General features: G+C 45.7%; 18 protein-coding genes. 15 read left to right on the forward strand and 3 right to left on the reverse strand.

From position 1 onward, the window contains the following. Positions 1-38 precede the first annotated feature (38 nt). From kdpB to EGI32_RS03030, 15 genes are all read left to right on the forward strand, one after another. Positions 39-2,078: a potassium-transporting ATPase subunit KdpB gene (gene kdpB / locus EGI32_RS02960; RefSeq protein ID WP_255153876.1), complete on the forward strand. Its 2,040-nt coding sequence runs from the start codon at positions 39-41 to the stop codon at positions 2,076-2,078. Positions 2,079-2,096: 18 nt separating this feature from the next. After that, complete coding sequence (locus EGI32_RS02965) at positions 2,097-2,651, forward strand: K(+)-transporting ATPase subunit C (protein WP_255153877.1); 555 nt, start codon at positions 2,097-2,099, stop codon at positions 2,649-2,651. A 78-nt stretch (positions 2,652-2,729) separates the two neighbouring features. Continuing rightward, positions 2,730-3,818 (forward strand): porin, encoded by a 1,089-nt coding sequence (locus EGI32_RS02970; protein ID WP_255153878.1) that lies wholly within the window; start codon positions 2,730-2,732, stop codon positions 3,816-3,818. A 17-nt stretch (positions 3,819-3,835) separates the two neighbouring features. Continuing rightward, the gene (locus EGI32_RS02975; RefSeq protein ID WP_255153880.1) at positions 3,836-4,951 is read left to right on the forward strand and encodes a sensor protein KdpD; all 1,116 of its coding nucleotides are present in this window, start codon (positions 3,836-3,838) and stop codon (positions 4,949-4,951) included. A gap of 60 nt (positions 4,952-5,011) precedes the next feature. Further along, positions 5,012-6,700: an ATP-binding protein gene (locus EGI32_RS02980; protein ID WP_255153881.1), complete on the forward strand. Its 1,689-nt coding sequence runs from the start codon at positions 5,012-5,014 to the stop codon at positions 6,698-6,700. A gap of 113 nt (positions 6,701-6,813) precedes the next feature. Next, entirely contained in the window at positions 6,814-7,692 is an 879-nt protein-coding gene (locus tag EGI32_RS02985; RefSeq protein WP_255153882.1) for a MerR family transcriptional regulator, read from the forward strand. A gap of 199 nt (positions 7,693-7,891) precedes the next feature. Continuing rightward, positions 7,892-8,398 (forward strand): RNA polymerase sigma factor, encoded by a 507-nt coding sequence (locus EGI32_RS02990; protein WP_255153883.1) that lies wholly within the window; start codon positions 7,892-7,894, stop codon positions 8,396-8,398. Positions 8,399-8,494: 96 nt separating this feature from the next. Continuing rightward, positions 8,495-9,985, forward strand: coding sequence for a phytoene desaturase family protein (locus EGI32_RS02995; RefSeq protein WP_255153884.1), 1,491 nt, complete (start codon positions 8,495-8,497; stop codon positions 9,983-9,985). Then, positions 9,982-10,818 carry a phytoene/squalene synthase family protein gene (locus EGI32_RS03000; RefSeq protein ID WP_255153885.1) on the forward strand — a complete coding sequence of 279 codons (837 nt, stop codon included), beginning with the start codon at positions 9,982-9,984 and terminating at the stop codon, positions 10,816-10,818. Before EGI32_RS02995 ends, EGI32_RS03000 begins: the two co-directional genes overlap by 4 nt. A 20-nt stretch (positions 10,819-10,838) precedes the next feature. Beyond that, the gene (gene idi / locus EGI32_RS03005) at positions 10,839-11,369 is read left to right on the forward strand and encodes an isopentenyl-diphosphate Delta-isomerase (RefSeq protein ID WP_255153886.1); all 531 of its coding nucleotides are present in this window, start codon (positions 10,839-10,841) and stop codon (positions 11,367-11,369) included. Next, complete coding sequence (gene crtD, locus EGI32_RS03010) at positions 11,366-12,886, forward strand: 1-hydroxycarotenoid 3,4-desaturase CrtD (RefSeq protein ID WP_255153887.1); 1,521 nt, start codon at positions 11,366-11,368, stop codon at positions 12,884-12,886. Before idi ends, crtD begins: the two co-directional genes overlap by 4 nt. Positions 12,887-12,991: 105 nt before the next feature. Beyond that, complete coding sequence (locus tag EGI32_RS03015) at positions 12,992-13,669, forward strand: carotenoid biosynthesis protein (RefSeq protein WP_255153888.1); 678 nt, start codon at positions 12,992-12,994, stop codon at positions 13,667-13,669. Further along, the gene (locus tag EGI32_RS03020; RefSeq protein ID WP_255153889.1) at positions 13,666-14,142 is read left to right on the forward strand and encodes a sterol desaturase family protein; all 477 of its coding nucleotides are present in this window, start codon (positions 13,666-13,668) and stop codon (positions 14,140-14,142) included. The genes EGI32_RS03015 and EGI32_RS03020 overlap by 4 nt, the downstream gene beginning before the upstream one ends. A 166-nt stretch (positions 14,143-14,308) precedes the next feature. Continuing rightward, complete coding sequence (locus tag EGI32_RS03025) at positions 14,309-15,001, forward strand: lycopene cyclase domain-containing protein (protein ID WP_255153890.1); 693 nt, start codon at positions 14,309-14,311, stop codon at positions 14,999-15,001. Positions 15,002-15,018: 17 nt separating this feature from the next. Beyond that, positions 15,019-15,927, forward strand: coding sequence for a DUF72 domain-containing protein (locus EGI32_RS03030; protein ID WP_255153891.1), 909 nt, complete (start codon positions 15,019-15,021; stop codon positions 15,925-15,927). Between the two features lie 88 nt (positions 15,928-16,015). Here the strand turns inward: EGI32_RS03030 and EGI32_RS03035 are convergent, their stop codons facing one another. The 3 genes from EGI32_RS03035 to EGI32_RS03045 form a co-directional block, all read right to left on the reverse strand. Continuing rightward, positions 16,016-16,423 carry a hypothetical protein gene (locus EGI32_RS03035; RefSeq protein ID WP_255153892.1) on the reverse strand — a complete coding sequence of 136 codons (408 nt, stop codon included), beginning with the start codon at positions 16,421-16,423 and terminating at the stop codon, positions 16,016-16,018. 35 nt (positions 16,424-16,458) lie between these two features. Further along, positions 16,459-16,863 carry a hypothetical protein gene (locus tag EGI32_RS03040; protein WP_255153893.1) on the reverse strand — a complete coding sequence of 135 codons (405 nt, stop codon included), beginning with the start codon at positions 16,861-16,863 and terminating at the stop codon, positions 16,459-16,461. A gap of 87 nt (positions 16,864-16,950) precedes the next feature. Next, positions 16,951-18,243, reverse strand: a complete 1,293-nt coding sequence (locus tag EGI32_RS03045) for a Y-family DNA polymerase (protein ID WP_255153894.1) — start codon at positions 18,241-18,243, stop codon at positions 16,951-16,953. Positions 18,244-18,272: the final 29 nt, after the last annotated feature.

Genomic DNA, 18,272 nt, shown 5'->3' on the forward strand with positions numbered 1-18,272 from the left:
TGTAATCCGCTGGAATTCGTGTAATAAAAAAACAAATTATGTCTACAAATAAATCAACTTCTCTTTTTGAAAAAACGCTTTTAAAACAGGCATTCAAACAATCGTTCATCAAACTGAACCCCCGTACCATGCTGAAAAATCCGGTGATGTTCACCGTATACATCGGTACGTTCATCATGGCGGCTGTTTGTATGTGGATCGCCATGGGCGAGGCTTCGCAGGGCTCTCTTGCTTACAACCTCACCGTGTTCATCATTTTATTTTTCACTTTGCTGTTCGCGAATTTTGCGGAAGCCATCGCGGAAGCAAGAGGAAAAGCACAGGCCGACAGCCTGCGCAAAACAAGGGAAGATACGCCCGCCAAAAAACTGGCGGATGGGATCGGTAGTAAAGAGATCACACTGGTATCTTCTTCTCAATTGCTTAAAGGCGATATCTTTTTATGCGAAGCAGGAGATACGATACCCATGGATGGCGAAATAATACAAGGGATAGCCACTATCGACGAAAGCGCCATCACCGGCGAAAGTGCACCTGTGATAAGGGAAAGCGGTGGTGATAAATCTTCGGTGACCGGCGGAACAAAAGTTTTATCGGATCGCATCAAAGTTCGCGTTACCACTGAACCCGGCGAAAGTTTCCTGGATAAAATGATCGCTCTGGTAGAAGGCGCTTCGCGACAAAAAACGCCCAACGAAATAGCCCTCACTATTTTACTGGCGAGTTTCACGCTCATCTTCCTGATCGTATGTGTAACGCTTAAGCCATTTGCGGATTATGCCAACACGCCTATCACCATCGCCGCATTTGTATCATTGTATGTATGCCTCATCCCTACTACCATCGGGGGGTTGCTGAGTGCCATCGGTATAGCAGGCATGGATCGTGCCCTGCGGGCGAATGTGATCACAAAAAGCGGGAAGGCAGTAGAAACAGCAGGTGACCTGGATACTTTGCTGCTGGACAAAACCGGTACCATCACCATCGGCAACCGGAAAGCCACTCATTTTTATCCGGCCAACGGAGTAGATGCGGGCACTTTTACCGAAGCCTGCGCATTATCGTCTCTCGCCGATGAAACACCCGAAGGTAAGTCCATTATCGAACTGGCGAATATCAATGTAAACGGGTTCGATACCAATTCCGCAACTTTCATTGAGTTTACAGCCGAAACAAGAAGCAGCGGAATCGATCTTCCCGGCGGCGTAAAGATCCGCAAAGGCGCTTTCGATGCTATAAAAAATATGGTCACCAAAGCAGGTAATCCGTTTCCTGAAGAAACTGCTGAATGTGTAAGAAATATTTCTTCCAATGGCGGAACCCCGCTGGTGGTAAGCCGCAACAACATCGCATTGGGGGTGATAGAATTGCAGGATATCATCAAACCCGGCATACAGGAACGTTTTGCAAGGCTGCGTAAAATGGGGGTGAAAACGGTGATGGTAACCGGGGACAACCCGCTGACGGCAAAATTCATTGCAGAGAAAGCAGGTGTAGATGACTTCATCGCCGAAGCCAAACCCGAAGATAAAATGAACTATATCAAAAAAGAACAGCAGGGCGGAAAGCTGGTGGCCATGATGGGGGATGGTACCAATGATGCGCCCGCACTGGCCCAGGCAGATGTAGGAGTGGCGATGAACAGCGGAACCGCGGCTGCCAAAGAAGCCGGTAATATGGTGGATCTTGATAACGACCCTACCAAACTGATAGAGATAGTGGAGATCGGTAAACAGTTGCTGATGACCCGGGGAACACTCACCACTTTTTCCATCGCCAATGATGTGGCAAAGTATTTCGCGATCGTTCCCGCATTGTTCATCACTTCCATTCCGGCGCTGCAGGCGCTCAACATCATGCGGCTGCATAGCCCCGAAAGCGCCATCCTGTCGGCGGTGATCTTCAATGCCATCATCATTCCATTACTTATTCCGCTTGCATTGAAAGGAGTGGCTTACAAACCCATTGGCGCCAGTGCGCTGTTAAGGCGAAACCTGCTGCTGTATGGTGTTGGCGGTATCATCGTTCCTTTTATCGGCATCAAACTGATTGACATGCTTGTTGCTTTATTCATCTAAAAAATAAAATCATTCATCATGAAAAAATATATTCTGCCTTCGCTCAAACTGACACTGGTGTTCATCATCATCTGCTCGGTGCTTTATCCCTTGCTGATTGCCGCTACCGCAAAACTGTCACCCGGGGGAGGCAAAGGCGAAACCGTTTCGGTAAACGGAAAAGTGGTGGGCTATAAAAACATCGGGCAAAAATTTACCGATGATAAATATTTCCAGGGTCGCCCATCCGCGGTGGATTACAATGCGGCGGGTTCCGCAGGGTCCAATAAAGCCCCGTCTAACCCCGATTACCTGAAACAGGTAGAAGAAAGGATCGATAGCTTTCTTGTACATAATCCAACTGTAAAAAGGAATGAAATTCCTGCGGATCTCGTTACTGCATCCGGCAGCGGGCTCGATCCGGATATTACGCCCCAGGCCGCTTATGTGCAGGTAGCAAGAATTGCAAAAGCAAGAAATATTCCTGAAGAAAAAATACGTGCGTTGGTTGATACCTCGGTAAAACGGCCTGTATTGGGGATGGAAAAGGTAAATGTGCTGGCAATTAATATTCAGCTGGATCAGCTAAAATAAAGTTGTGGTTTTAATTCTCTGCGGTAAAAGCATCCTTTCCAAAAAAGTAATTCAAAAACATAGAAACCTGAAAAACGTATGAAAAAAATATTCCTCAGTGCTGCATTCGCATTCACAATTATAAATGGATTTGCACAAACAGACAGTGCCGTGAAGCCGTTGCCTGTTCTTAGTTTCAGCGGCTATGTAGAAACATATTACACTTATGATTTCAACAAACCTTCGGGTAATGATAGGCCCGGATTTTTCTACAGCCATAACCGGCACAATGAATTTAACCTCAATCTTGGATTCATTAAAGCTGCTTATAACAACGATAAAGTGAGGGCCAACCTGGCCATTGGTGCAGGAACATATATGAATGCCAATTATTCGGCCGAGCCGGGCACCATCAAAAATATTTATGAAGCAAATGCCGGAGTAAAGATCAGCCGTAAAAAAAATCTGTGGCTCGATGCAGGGATCTTTTCATCCCATATCGGTTTTGAAAGTGCTGTTTCGAAAGATTGCTGGACGCTTACAAGAAGTATATTGGCAGATAACAGTCCGTATTTTGAAAGCGGCGCCAAACTCACTTATACCACCGATAATAATAAGTGGCTTTTCAGCGGTCTGGTACTCAACGGCTGGCAACGCATCCGCCGGGTGGATGGAAATTCAATGATGAGCTTTGGTAGCCAGGTACAATTCAAGCCTTCGTCAAAAGCGCTCATCAATTACAGCACATTTATCGGCACAGACAAACCAGACAGCGTGCGGCTTATGCGGTATTTTCATAATATTTACGGCATATTTAGCCTCAGTAGCAAACTTGGTCTTACCGCTGGTTTCGACATCGGGAGTGAACAGCGATCAAAGGGAAGTAAAAGTTTCCATGTATGGTATTCGCCGGTGGTCATTGTAAAATATGCCCTGAATGATCAATGGGCGGTGGCGGCCAGGGTGGAGTATTATGCAGATAAAAATGGTGTCATCATTTCCAGCGCTACTCCCGATGGTTTTAAGACCACCGGATTTTCCCTCAACGTGGATTATGCACCCGTGAGCAATGCCGTTGTCCGGCTGGAAGCGAGGACATTGAAAAGTAAGGATGCAATTTTCACTAAAGGGTTTACCAATAAGGATAACAATAGTTTTATCACCGCCTCGGTTGCGGTAAGCTTTTAATAAAAAAAGTAAAAAAAATGTCAACGGCTTCTGATCATTTTCTCGATCTCATCCGTACCAGCAGGCGCGGGCGTTTCAAAGTGTATATTGGCATGAGTGCCGGTGTGGGCAAGACTTACCGCATACTGCAAGAAGCCGCGGCATTGCTGAAAAACGGGGTGGATGTAAAGATCGGTTATGTGGAAACGCACGGCCGCAGAGAAACAGAAGCGCTGCTCGATGGACTACCGGTGATCCCCAGACGAACACTTTTTTACAAAGGCAAACAGCTGGAAGAACTGGATGTACAGGCCATCATGAACCTGCACCCCGAAGTAGTGATTGTGGATGAACTGGCGCACACCAATATCGAAGGCAGCAAAAACGCCAAACGCTGGCAGGATGTACTGGATATACTTGAAGCCGGTATCAGCGTGATCTCTGCCATCAACATACAACATATTGAAAGTCTGCACCAGGAAATAAAAGAGATCACCGGTGTGGATGTGGCGGAACGTGTGCCCGACCGGGTGCTGCGCATGGCCGATGAAGTGGTGAATATCGATCTTACAGCCGATGAACTGATAACAAGACTCAAAGATGGGAAAATTTATTCCTCAGATAAGATCCAGCGATCGCTGCAAAACTTTTTTCAGGCCGAAAAAATATTGCAACTGCGTGAGCTCGCCCTCAAAGAAGTGGCATCGCAGGTAGAACGCAAGATCGATAGCGAACTTCCACGAAATGCGCATCTGAAACCTGAGCGTTTCCTTGCCTGCATCAGCAGTAACCATAACATTGCCCGGAAAGTGATCCGCAAAACGGCGAGGCTTTCTTCGTATTACAATTCAAAATGGATGGTGCTGTATGTGCAAACGCCGAGGGAGAATGCAGATAAGATAGGGCTGGCAGCGCAGCGGCACCTTATCAACAACCTGAAACTGGCTACGGAACTGGGTGCAGAAGTGTTACGGGTAAAACACACCAATATCTCCAGGGGCATCATCAACGTGGCGGAGCAGCATGCGGTTACTACCATTTGTATCGGCAAGCCGCATCTGAGCCTGTTGAATATCATATTGAGCACAACTGTATTTAATCAATTACTCAATAAATTATCGGCGGCAGATATTGATATTGTAATTTTATCTTAGAGTAGTCTACTCCTATGAGTTGACAACTCACCGGAGTTGTCAACTCGAAAACACAAATACATGAAACTCAAAACAAAATTATCGCTGGGCCTTTCCTTCCTCTTCGCCATCATCCTGGCGTTTGGGATCCTCGGTATTTTTTATATCAACCGGCTGAGCAGCGATTCTGCAAAAGTGCTGCGCAACAACCACGAGTCGCTGGTGTATTGCAACAATATGCTGAAAGCGCTGGAAGACATCCCTGCAGATAGTTCTGCCGAAAAAATATTTGACGATAATCTTCAGCTACAGGAAAAAAATGTGACCGAGCCCGGTGAAGATGCCGCTACCATCGCCCTGCGGAAAGATTTTACACAACTGCTGTCCGATAAAAGGCCCACCGGTAATTATATCCGTCTTCGACAGGGATTGCAAAAGATAAACGACCTCAACCAATCTGCCATACTTACTAAAAACAGTATCGCACAGGCCAATGCGGCCCATGCAAAATTCTGGCTCACGGCCATATTCTGTACCCTGATGATCGCGGGCATTACATTCATCCTCAATTTTCCATCGGTGATCGCTACGCCTGTCACCAAATTGTCGGAAGGAATTAAAGAGATTGCCGGTAAAAATTATAAGAAGCGGATCTTCCTCGAACAAAAAGATGAGTTTGGCGAACTGGCCGCTTCCTTCAACAGCATGGCCGAAAAACTGGATGAGTACGAACACAGCAACCTGGCCCAGCTGCGCTTTGAAAAAAGCCGTATCGAAACCATCATCAACCAGATGCGGGATGCGGTGATTGGGCTGGATGATAAACATAATATCCTCTTTCTGAATGCAGTGGCGGAGCGCCTGCTGGGCCTGAAGGAATTTGAGATAGCAGGTAAAGCTGCTGCTGATGTTGCCCGGCAAAACGACCTGATGAAAACATTATTGAGTGAAGCAAAAGGTGAACTGAAAATATTCGCGGATAATAAAGAAAGTTATTTTGATAAAGATCTTTTGCATGTAACCAGCAATGGCAACATCATCGGGCAGTTGATAGTACTCAAGAACATCACCCCCTTTCACGAGCGCAGTGAAGCCAAAACGAATTTCATTGCCACCATTTCTCATGAATTAAAAACACCGATCTCTTCCATCAAGATGAGCGCAAAATTGCTTAGCGACAGCCGTGTGGGTGCGGTCAATGAAGAACAGGTAAGCCTGATTAAAAGCATCGCCGACGATTCCGACAGGTTGCTCAAGATCACCAGCGAACTGCTCAACCTGAGCCAGGCCGAAACGGGCAACATACAGCTGAAGATTCAGCCATCAAAGCCTTCGGCGATTGTGGAGGCGGCTGTTTCAGCAACAGATTTTAATGCAAAACAAAAAAGTATTCTTGTTGAATCGCACTTCGAAGAGAACCTGCCGGAGGTGAATGCCGATGCTGAAAAAACTTCGTGGGTGCTCATCAATTTTCTTACCAATGCCATCCGGTATTCCAGCGAGCGTTCTCTGGTAGATATTCATGTATATCGCAAAAATGACCGTGTATTCTTTGAAGTCACGGATAAGGGAATCGGGATAGAAGAAAAATATGTATCCCGTGTTTTCGACCGTTATTTCAAAATGCCATCGGGAAGCGGGCACAACAGTACCGGCCTCGGGCTGGCCATTTCCAAAGAATTTATTGAAGCCCAGGGAGGTACGGTAGCGGTACGGAGCGAACCGGGCAAAGGCACTGCTATCAGCTTTTCGCTGGGGATTGCTTCCTGATGACTGGAAAAATACAGCCGCATTTTTATCTTGTTTAACCTTTGCCAGCTTTTTGCAATATCTCATTGAACTTTTTTTGCGTTAATTTGTATTCATAGTCAGAAACCATTTCAATGAATTCATTTACAATCAAAGACCTCGAGAACCTTTCGGGTATAAAAGCCCATACATTGCGTATCTGGGAGCAGCGATACAGCTTTCTGAAACCGGAAAGAACCTACACCAATATCCGCTACTACAGCACGCATGAACTGAAGGTGATCCTCAACATCGCCTTACTGAATAAATATGGTTTTAAGGTTTCGCATATAGATAAGATGAGCGATGCCGAGCGCAACGAACATGTACTGGCGCTTGCCAATACCGATGCCCAGCTGGAGCGCATGGTCAACGAACTCGTGAAATCGATGGTGGATATCGATATGGAAGCGTTTGAAAATGTGCTGGATACGTATATCCGTCAGCGTGGTGTAGAACGTACCATCACACAGATCATTTTTCCTTTCCTCGAAAAAGTGGGCATATTGTGGCTCACCAATCACATCAACCCGGCGCAGGAACACCTGGTGAGTAACATCATCCGGCAGAAACTCATCGTTGGGATAGAGTCTTTAAAAAGCCCCGCATCCATCAAAAAATCCTTGCTGCTTTTTCTACCGGAGGGCGAACACCACGAACTGGGGCTGCTTTTCATGCATTACCTGCTCAAAAGCCACGGAGTGAAAGTGGTATACCTCGGCGCCAATATTCCGCTGGCAGATGTGGAATATGTGGTAAAACTGCAGAAGCCCGATTTTCTTTATACCCACCTTACCACGGTAGCCAGAAGTTTTAGCTTTGAAAAATTCCTCGTTTCGATCACGAAAGCTTTTCCAAAGCTGACCCTGGTGGTTTCCGGGCAGCTGACCAACACCTATGAGAAAAAGATCAAAAGCTCCGTGATCTTCAAAAAGACTTTTTCGGAAGTATTGGGGTTTGTAAATAGCCTTTGAAATAAGAAATAATTAATAAGAATAATCATTTAAAAGTGGGTTCATTAGGTTGAAGCCACTTTTTTGTTTTATCTGAATGTTATAGCATTTCTCCCCGAATCCTCCCCATTTACTTATTCCTCACTAAATATTTTCTTATTACTTATTTCTCTGGTATGGTTTTTATTGTTTAACTTTAGGGTATAATAAATTAAACAATATGTCAAGCCAGGAATTCAACGAAATGCTCGTTTCGAATGCGGATTACCTCCGGCCTTATGCTTTTACACTTACGCGAGATAGTGAAGCCGCACAGGACCTCGTACAGGATACGCTTTGCAGGGCATTGGTAAATAAGGATAAATACCATGTGGGTACTAATATAAAAGCGTGGATATATACCATCATGAGGAATATTTTCATCAACGATTACAGGCGCAGGCACAAATACGCTACCGTGTCGGTAATAGCGGGCAACGAATTCCTGATCGATCAGCATTCGGACACTACCAACAACCAGGCGATCGGGAAATTGCAATGGAAAGAAATTCAGAAGGCGATCTATTCGCTGCCTGATATTTTTCGCCACCCGTTTCAGTTGTATTACGAAGGGTATAAATATAATGAGATAGCAGATGTGCTCACCATTCCGCTGGGTACGATAAAAAGCAGGATCCACTTTTCGAGAAAGTTGTTACAGGAGGAACTGCGAATGAATTATGAATAACCGTGAGTTTGTAGTAAATACGAATATGAATGGGTGTACTTTTCAGTAGTCCCCATTCATAATTCGTAACTCGTAATTTGTAATTATCTTACACGCGTGAAAAAAGCAGTAATAATTGGTAGTGGGTTTTCGGGGTTATCGGCGGCATCGTTCCTGGCAAAAGCGGGATGGCAGGTTACGGTGATAGAAAAGCAATCGTTGCCGGGAGGCAGGGCCAGGCAATTTTCAGCCGAAGGCTTCACGTTCGATATGGGCCCAAGCTGGTACTGGATGCCCGACATATTTGAGCGTTATTTCAATTGCTTCGGAAAGAAAGTAGCCGATTATTATCAGCTACAGCGGCTCGACCCATCTTACCGCATCTATTGGCCGGAGGGCTTTACAGACATACCTGCAGGTTATGAGGAGTTGAAAGAGCTATTTGAAAAAACAGAAAAAGGAGCTGCCGCGAAGCTTGATCAGTTCATGAGCGAAGCGGCTTATAAATACGAAGTGGGTATTAACAAGCTGGTGCACAAACCAGGGCGTTCGCTCACTGAATTTATTGATATGGATCTTGCCAGAGGAGTGCTGAAGCTGGATGTATTTACTTCCATGAAAAAACATGTAAGAAAATTTTTCAGCCATCCGAAGCTGGTTCAGTTGCTGGAGTTCCCGGTATTGTTTCTCGGGGCGTTGCCCGAAAAAATTCCGGCATTGTACAGCCTGATGAATTATGCCGATATAAAACTAGGCACCTGGTACCCGCAGGGCGGAATGTATAAGATAGTGGAAGGTATGTACCGGCTGGCAACAGAACTGGGCGTACAGTTCAGGTTTGAAGAAGAAGCCCTTGGCATAAATATAAAAAACGGAAAAGCTGAAAGTGTGACTACAATGCATCGCGGAGCACAACAATTGTATGAAGCAGATGTAGTGATAGGTGCCGCGGATTATCATTTTGTAGAAACCAAGTTATTGCCCGAAGGGCAACGCAGCTACAGTGAAAATTATTGGAACAAACGGATAATGGCGCCATCCTGTTTGTTGTATTATGTAGGGGTAAACAAAAAATTGCCCGGGCTTACGCACCATAGCCTTTTTTTTGATGTGGATTTCGACAGGCATGGCAAAGAAATTTACGATGAGCCACAGTGGCCATCAGCGCCGTTGTTTTATGTGAGCGCCACTTCGGTAACGGACGATAGCGTGTCGCCTGCAGGCAATGAAAACCTTTTTTTTCTGATACCCGTAGCTACAGGGCTGCAGGGCGATACAGAAGAGCTGAGGGAAAGATATTTTGATAAGATGTTGACCCGTTTTGAAGCGCATACGGGGCACAACATCCTCGAAAATATTGTTTATAAAAGAACTTATGCGGTATCCGATTTCGTAGATGATTACAATGCTTTCAAAGGAAACGCTTACGGGCTGGCCAATACGCTGATGCAAACGGCCATACTGAAGCCTTCCCTGAAAAGCAAAAAAGTGGGTAACCTGTTTTACACCGGCCAGCTTACTGTACCGGGGCCGGGCGTGCCGCCATCGCTCATCAGCGGCGAAGTGGTGGCCAAAGAAATAATAAAAGAACTGAACCTTAATACATGATGCATCTTTTTCATACGGTAAGCCAGGAATGCAGCCGCATCACTACAGAGCGGTACAGCACATCGTTCAGCAGTGCTATAAAGTTACTGCATCGCGATCTGCGCAAGCCTATCTACAATATTTATGGTTTTGTTCGCTTCGCGGATGAGATCGTAGATACGTTTCATGAACACGACAAACAATCGCTGCTGGCAGAATTTCGCAGCGAAACATTCATCGCCATAGGGCGTGGCATCAGCATCAACCCTATCCTCCAAAGTTTTCAGCTAACCGTCAATCAATATGGTATCGACCACAACCTGATCCATGCATTTTTCAACAGTATGGAAATGGATCTCGGTAAAACCAAATATGACACCGCCGGATACGAAGAATATATTTACGGCAGCGCCGAAGTGGTGGGGCTTATGTGCCTGTATATTTTTTGCGAAGGAAACCGGCAGTTGTTCGAACAGCTGAAGCCTGCCGCACAATCGTTGGGTGCAGCATTTCAAAAAGTAAATTTCCTTCGCGATCTCAAAGCGGATTATAAAGAGCTTAACCGCACTTATTTTCCTGAAGTTGACTTTAAGAATTTTACAGCAGATACAAAAGCGCAGATAGAAAAAGATATCGCTGCCGATTTTCATGCTGCCTACAAAGGCATCGGGCAATTGCCCATCAAGGCAAGGTTTGGGGTGTATGTAGCCTATAAATATTATATGTCGTTGTTTAAAAAAATAAAACGCACCGAGCCATCCGCACTCTTATCCTGTCGTATCCGCATACCCAATTATTCCAAGGCATTCATAGTGGTACGGGCAGGATTACGCAGGCAGTTCAATATTTTATAATCAGTACAAGCAAACATATTTTGACAGATCTCATACTAGTGAATGCCAACGACGAAGCCATTGGCTTCATGGAAAAAATGGAAGTGCATCAAAAGGGTTTGCTGCACCGGGCATTCAGTATTTTTATATTTAACTCAAAAGGCGAAATGCTGCTGCAGCAACGTGCCGACAATAAATACCACAGTGCCGGCCTTTGGACCAATGCCTGCTGCAGCCATCCACAGGCGTCTGATACCAATATAGAAGCGGCGGTGGTGCGCAGGCTGCACGAAGAAATGGGGTTTACCACAAAACTTACCAGGGCATTTACATTTACCTACAAAACCGAATTCGACAACGGGCTTACCGAGCACGAACTCGATCATGTGTATACCGGTATGTACGATGGCGATATACATCCCGATGCGCGGGAAGTAAAAGATTATTGTTTTATGACGTTTGAGGCCATCCGCGATGCCATCACTTCACATCCGCAGAAATACACCAGTTGGTTCAAAATTGCTTTTCCAAAACTGGAAGAGTATCTTGCAGCCGGCAATTCATCAGCATGAATACACAAGAGCAATCATCGCACCACGCAGCACATCGGCCATCGGCAGTAGTGATTGGCAGTGGTATAGCAGGTATGGCAGCGGCCATACGGTTGGCGGTGCAGGGCATGGAAGTAACGGTGTACGAAAAAAATGCAAACCCTGGCGGCAAGCTTTCCGTATTTGAACAGGAAGGCTATCGCTTTGATGCGGGGCCCTCACTCTTTACCCAGCCGGAAAATATAGAGCAATTATTTGAGCTTGCCGGCGAACCCATCGAACAATATTTCACCTACAAAAAGTGCGACGTTTCCTGCAACTATTTTTACGAAAATGGCCGGCAGGTAACGGCCTATACCGGCTCGCAAAAACTGGCTGCAGAGCTGCACGAAAAGCTGGGTGAAAACGAGCAGGTTGTTACTGCGTACCTGTCTGATTCCCGGAAATTGTATGACGATATCGGCAGCATTTTTCTTAACCATTCGCTGCACAAGCGGCGCACATGGCTGCACAGGCATGTTATACGGGCATTGGCGTCGGTAAAGCCTGCGTATCTTTTTGGTACGTTGAACAATTACAACAAAAAGAAATTTGCTTCGGCAGAAACAACGCAGTTGTTCAACCGGTATGCCACGTACAATGGAAGCAGCCCTTATCAGGCGCCTGCCATGCTGAGCCTTATTCCACACCTTGAGCTAAACCAGGGAACATATTATCCGCACGGCGGAATGATCAGTATTGCAAATGCACTCCACCGGCTGGCGGTAAAGAAGGGCGTGAAATTTCATTTCGGCAGCAATGTGGAGCGTATCATAGAAACGGAAGGGGCGGCAAGAGGGGTAGTAGTGGATGGAAAAAATATACTGTACGATATAGTAGTGAGTAATGTGGATGCGTACTTTACTTACCAGCGCTTGCTGCATAAACCAGTAAGGGCTCAAAAAGTATTGAAGCAGGAACGCAGCAGCAGTGCCCTTATATTTTACTGGGGTATCAACCGGAAGTTTGATGAACTGGGGCTCCACAATATATTTTTCAGCAAGAATTACCAGCAGGAATTCGATACCATATTCAACAGCAAAAAATTATTCGGCGACCCTACAGTGTATATCAACATCACCAGCAAGCACGATACGGATCATGCACCGGCCGGTACCGAAAACTGGTTTGTAATGATAAATGTGCCGGCCAACACCGGGCAGGATTGGGAACAACTCAAGTTGCAGGCCCGAGAAGCGGTGATAACAAAACTCAGCCGGATGCTGCAGCAGGATATTACACCACTCATCGCTACGGAGCGCATCCTCGATCCGGTAGGCATCGAAGCCGCTACGGCCAGCTACCAGGGTTCGTTGTACGGCACCAGTTCCAATTCGCCTATGGCCGCCTTTTTTCGCCATGCCAATTTCAACCGTAAGATCCGGCAACTGTATTTTTGCGGCGGCAGCGTGCATCCGGGAGGAGGTATACCGCTTTGCTTCAAGAGTGCGCAAATAGTAAGCGGGTTGATCAAAGAGCAATTACGAATTAAGAATTAAAAAATTAAAAAATTACGAATTACGAATTTCGAATTTCGAATTTTTTATAATTATAAAAATTTAGAAGATTTCACTATTCACTATTCACCATTCACCATTCACATTTTGACACGCAACCAAACAGCCACCCTCATCGCCATCATCTTCCACATCATTGGGCTGGTGGGCATGGCATTTATAAGCAGGGAGCTGTTTGTGAAGGCCACGCCTTTTCACCTGCTGCTGATGGCAGGGTTGCTGTTTTACACACAGCGGAAGATCAATTGGGCTTTCCTGTTGTTTTTTATCGTGTGTTTTGTTACGGGTTTTTTGGTGGAGTGGCTGGGTACATCTACCGGCATACTCTTTGGCAGTTACGAGTATGGCACAGCGCTGGGGTATAGTTACAAGAAGGTGCCGCTGCTCATTGGCATCAATTGGTTCATCATCATGTATTGCTGCGGGTGCAGTATACAGATGTTGTTTACCAGGCTGGCCGCTGCCACCAAAGATCAAGCTATCAGGCAGAGCAAATGGATGCGCTGGCTGTCGGTGGTGCTCGATGGGGCCTTGCTGGCCGTTGTGGTAGACCTGTTCCTGGAGCCTGCCGCCATCAGGCTGGGTTACTGGCGCTGGCTGGGTAGCGGCGAAGTGCCCTTGTTCAACTACAGCAGCTGGTTTGTAGTGAGTGCATTTTTATTAACAATATTTCAATTGCTGCCCTTCGGCAGGCACAACAAATTCGCCTTACATTTGTTATTGATACAGGTAATGTTTTTTTTACTCGTGGAGGTATTTTTATGAACTGGATAATTTTCATATCGATCGTATTGGGCACATTTGCGGCCATGGAGGGTATCACCTGGCTTACGCACCGCTTTGTAATGCATGGTTTCCTCTGGTACCTGCACAAAGATCATCATCAGCCGGAACCAGGTTTTTTTGAAAAAAACGATGCCTTCTTCCTGATTTTCGCCATTCCCAGCTGGCTTTGCATCATGCTGGGCCTGCAGCACCAGGTGTATTGGGTGGCCGCCATCGGGTTTGGCGTGGCCTTGTACGGCCTGGCGTATTTCATCGTGCACGAAGTCATCATTCATCAGCGGTTCAAATGGTTTACCCGCAGCAACAATACCTATGTACGCACCATCCGCTGGGCGCATAAGATGCACCACAAGCACCTGGGCAAAGAAGAAGGGGAGAGCTTTGGGATGCTGCTGGTAGCAAGGAAGTATTGGAAGAAGGTGCAGGCTGATAAGAAACGGAAGAATCTATGATCTGCGATCTATGATCTGCGATCTATGATCTATGAACTGCATCGGGTAAATAAATTATCATTAATACTATTACAAAGCAATCATTTTTAATCTTAGTTCCAAGACCAAAAATATTATATATTAGATCATGGATCATACATCATAGATCTCACATCATACATTTTAAATGAATGCTCATTATACCTACTTTCTTATATTAATTCTCTCACTGGTGGGGCCGTTTGCGCTGAGCTTCGATAAAAAAGTAGCTTTTTACAGGCAATGGCGGTACCTCTTCCCTGCCATGATACTTCCCGCGGCATTCTTCATAATCTGGGATATCATCTTTACAAAGCAGGGTGTGTGGAGTTTCAATCCCGGTTATATCACCGGCATTTACCTCAGCGCCATCCCGCTCGAAGAAGCGTTGTTCTTTTTTGTGGTGCCTTATTGCTGTGTGTTCATTTACGAGTGTATCCGCTGTTACTTTCCACGGCTGAAGAGTACGTTTGGCAGCGATATGGCGCTGGCTGCCGTGGGGGCCGGCCTGCTGGTGGCGGCATTCTTCTATAGCCACAGGGCCTATACTTTTTACACCGCTATTTTCAATGCCGTTTTTATAGCTTTCATTTTCCTGTTTCGCCGCAGGCTTAAGTTTTTCAATACCGCTGCTTTTTTGGTAGCGTACATTATCATCCTTCTGCCTTTCCTGGCGGTAAACGGGGTGCTTACTTACCTGCCCGTGGTTATTTACAACAATGCTCAAAACCTTGGCCTGCGCATCACCACCATCCCCGCCGAAGATATTTTTTATGGCATGCTGCTGGTACTGATGAACATTGTTATCTTCGAAAAGCTACGCAGCCGGAGTGCTGTATAAACGCTAAAATTTTTATTATGGAATTTGGACGAGTGCCCGAGGCCGAACTGGATATGGTCGATTTTTCGCTGCCCAAAGATCCCGCGTTCAACAAAACGGTGTTCAGCGGCGAGCCTGCCAAAAAGCCCAAAGTATACCTCGGCTGCGCCAAATGGGGGCGCAAGGAGTGGGTGGGCAAAATATATCCGCCCGGCACCAAAGAAAAAGATTTTCTCAACGAGTATGTGCATCATTACAACAGTATAGAGCTCAATGCCACGCACTACAAAATATACGATGCGGATGCCATTAAAAAATGGGCAGATAAAGCAGGCAAGCAGGATTTTTTGTTTTGCCCTAAAATGTATAAAGGCGTTACCCACTTCGGCAACCTCAAAGGAAAAGAATTCATCACTACAGAATTTCTCAAAGGCCTGCTGGCATTCAACAAGCACCTGGGCCCCATCTTTGTGCAGGTGAGCGAAAGTTTTTCACCCAACCGCAAAGAAGAACTATTCGATTATCTGAAGACATTACCCACCGATCTGCAGTTTTTTGTAGAAGTGCGCCATCCCGGCTTTTTCGAAAAGAAAGAAATGGAAGAATTGTGCGCTACGCTCAAAAAGTTAAAGATGGGCATCGTGATCACCGATACCGCCGGCCGCCGCGATTGTGCACACATGTACCTCACCGTTCCAAAAGCTTTCATCCGCTATGTGGGCAACAGCCTGCATGAATCCGATTACAAACGCATGGACCTGTGGGTGAAACGTATCAAACATTGGCTGGACAATGGATTGAAGGAATTGTATTTTTTCATGCACATGCACAATGAAGCTACTTCGCCGGAGTTGACGGTGGATATTGTAGATAAATTGAATAAGGCTTGCGGATTGAAATTGACCAAGCCGATTTTTGTGATGGGGCAGAAGGGGTTGTTTGATTGAGGGATAGTTTTTAATCTGAAAAGAAGTTTCTAAAAGAGATATAGGATTTAGAACTTCTTTGATCTAAAATAAAATTATATCTCAAGTTTTAATTCTTAATATTTTGAAAAGGGAATTTGATTATAAATTGATTATAAGGGGCATCTAAATCACCAAAAATCATCATGCTCGGTTCATTGTTGCAATACATAGATATTGGTGAAACGGGAGTGGTTGTAATAAAAGAAATAATTTGAATATGATATAGTACCCCATTAAGGGTCACCTCACGATGTTCACTGCCATATACAATTGAGTTAGTTGGTCGTACATAGTATGAAACTACAGAATCTTCATTTTGAGGTATACCAATAAACGCTTTAGTCCAAGTTCCGACTTTTGGACTAAGGTTAATTTTGATGCGTTTTGAAGATGTATCGAGATTTGGATCGTATTGTATAATAAAATTATTGGGAAATTCAATCGGTGCACTAGATAAATTAAGAACATTCGTCATAATGCCGTTATTTATCCCATTATTTACTACATTATTTACTGCTGAGTTTTTTTTTTAGACCAAGCGTCAGTTGCAATTTTTAAAAATGACTCTGTTTCGGCAGCTGTTAAACCTTTATTAATAGAAATTTCACAAAGCCTAAATAATATTAAATCTAAGTCAAGCCCATCGGAACTATATTCACTTAACTTAGTTACAGTTTGGGTCACCGCTAATTCCAGATTTGATTTTGAGAAAGGAGATAAAGAATCCATGCCATTTTTAACCTTTGCTTCTATTGCCTTTGTATAAGTTTTTTGTGGATGTGTGCATTTATAAGTAATGTACCCTTTTTGAATTTCTCCATTTTTACCCACGGTTGCTTTTCCCATTCTGGAAGAGTTGCAGCTGACAAAAAAGAATGCAATAATTGCGAAAAGAAAATTCTTATTTGTTGTCATGATACTTTTTTATAAAATTAATCTTTTTGCTTAAGTTCTACAATGAATAATTTTCTATATGAAATATTGATAAATTATTACTCCGAATTACTCAATAACCATCATCTCCTCCCACCTCGTCGTATACCTCGGGCTTCGCATTTCCTGCCGCATCTTCCAATCCTTTTTTACGCCGCTGGCGGCAAACTTGAGTATATCGTTGCGCAGGGCAAAGTTGATATTGTCGAGCATGCCCATGAGCATACGCTTGCCATTTTGTTTTTCTTCTACAAACAGGTTGGCCTGTATGGTAGCGTCGGGCACCAGGCCGCTGAGCATTACCCCGGCTTTTTTGTAGGCACGCCCTTGCCTGAAGATGGTATCTACCATGGCCAGTGCGGGCTTTATGAGCTCGTGGGTAGCCGAAGTGGCTATGGGCAGGGTGATGTGGCGGCTGAAGTGGTCGCCCTGATCGTACCTGTTGTCGGCGGTGCGTTTTTTTTCGGGCCGGGCCACCACAAATATGCCTATGCCCGAGGCGGCGCTGCGCTGGCGGCGCAGCTTCTCCGAAGCCTTGCTGGTGTAAGTGGCAATGGCTTCCTTGATGTCTTCTTTGCTGTACACGGCATGGCCAAACATGCGGGTGGTGGCTATCATTTTTTTCTCCGTCAATGGTTTTTCCATTTCAATGGCGCACTCGCCATTGAGTTCTTTTATCATGCGCAGGCCTACCACGCCGCCCAGGTTTTTGTGGGCCCACTCGGGTGTTTTTTTGCTGAGGTCGAAGGCGGTGTATACGGCGTTCATCTCTTTGAGCTTGTCGGCATATTTTCGGCCGATGCCCCACACTTCGTTTACCGGCGTGGCGTGCAACGCCCGGTGGATGCGGTCTTTTGTATTAAGCACCACCACGCATTCGGTAACGGCCTTGTGTTTTTTGGCCAGGTGGTTGGCTACCTTGCTCAGCACTTTGGTGGGGGCAATGCCTATGGATACTTTGATGCCCGTCCATTGCTCTACGGTGTGGCGTATGTGCAGGCCCAGTTCCTGCAGGTTGCTGTGCTCGTATTCATCGAGGTTGAGAAAAGCCTCATCTACCGAATACACTTCTACATTGTGGGCGCCCAGCATCATGCGCAGGGTTTCCATCACGCGCCAGCTGAGGTCGCCATACAGATTGTAGTTGGAAGAAAAAGTGGCCACCTGGTGCTGCTCAATGAGGTCTTTGGCCAGGAAATACGGCCCTGCCATCTTCACACCCAGCGCTTTGGCTTCGTCGCTGCGGGATACGATGCACCCGTCGTTGTTGCTGAGCACCACTACGGGTTTGTCCGCCAGGTCGGGGCGGTAGAGGCGCTCGCAGGAGCAGTAGAAGCTGTTGCAATCAATGATAGCCTTCATGCAGTGAATAGTGAATAGCGAATGGTGAA

This window comes from Ferruginibacter sp. HRS2-29 (assembly GCF_024343615.1).
Lineage (GTDB): Bacteria > Bacteroidota > Bacteroidia > Chitinophagales > Chitinophagaceae > Ferruginibacter.

What these genes read in the sequence shown, in the direction of transcription:
- EGI32_RS03000 (WP_255153885.1), top strand. Translation starts at nt 9,982, where the DNA reads ATGATGCATCTTTTTCATACGGTAAGCCAGGAATGCAGCCGCATCACT.
- EGI32_RS02965 (WP_255153877.1), top strand. Translation starts at nt 2,097, where the DNA reads ATGAAAAAATATATTCTGCCTTCGCTCAAACTGACACTGGTGTTCATC.
- kdpB (WP_255153876.1), top strand. Translation starts at nt 39, where the DNA reads ATGTCTACAAATAAATCAACTTCTCTTTTTGAAAAAACGCTTTTAAAA.
- EGI32_RS03030 (WP_255153891.1), top strand. Translation starts at nt 15,019, where the DNA reads ATGGAATTTGGACGAGTGCCCGAGGCCGAACTGGATATGGTCGATTTT.
- EGI32_RS03035 (WP_255153892.1), bottom strand. Translation starts at nt 16,423, where the DNA reads ATGACGAATGTTCTTAATTTATCTAGTGCACCGATTGAATTTCCCAAT.
- EGI32_RS02990 (WP_255153883.1), top strand. Translation starts at nt 7,892, where the DNA reads ATGTCAAGCCAGGAATTCAACGAAATGCTCGTTTCGAATGCGGATTAC.
- EGI32_RS03040 (WP_255153893.1), bottom strand. Translation starts at nt 16,863, where the DNA reads ATGACAACAAATAAGAATTTTCTTTTCGCAATTATTGCATTCTTTTTT.
- EGI32_RS03045 (WP_255153894.1), bottom strand. Translation starts at nt 18,243, where the DNA reads ATGAAGGCTATCATTGATTGCAACAGCTTCTACTGCTCCTGCGAGCGC.
- crtD (WP_255153887.1), top strand. Translation starts at nt 11,366, where the DNA reads ATGAATACACAAGAGCAATCATCGCACCACGCAGCACATCGGCCATCG.
- EGI32_RS02980 (WP_255153881.1), top strand. Translation starts at nt 5,012, where the DNA reads ATGAAACTCAAAACAAAATTATCGCTGGGCCTTTCCTTCCTCTTCGCC.
- EGI32_RS02970 (WP_255153878.1), top strand. Translation starts at nt 2,730, where the DNA reads ATGAAAAAAATATTCCTCAGTGCTGCATTCGCATTCACAATTATAAAT.
- EGI32_RS02985 (WP_255153882.1), top strand. Translation starts at nt 6,814, where the DNA reads ATGAATTCATTTACAATCAAAGACCTCGAGAACCTTTCGGGTATAAAA.
- EGI32_RS02975 (WP_255153880.1), top strand. Translation starts at nt 3,836, where the DNA reads ATGTCAACGGCTTCTGATCATTTTCTCGATCTCATCCGTACCAGCAGG.
- EGI32_RS03025 (WP_255153890.1), top strand. Translation starts at nt 14,309, where the DNA reads ATGAATGCTCATTATACCTACTTTCTTATATTAATTCTCTCACTGGTG.
- EGI32_RS03020 (WP_255153889.1), top strand. Translation starts at nt 13,666, where the DNA reads ATGAACTGGATAATTTTCATATCGATCGTATTGGGCACATTTGCGGCC.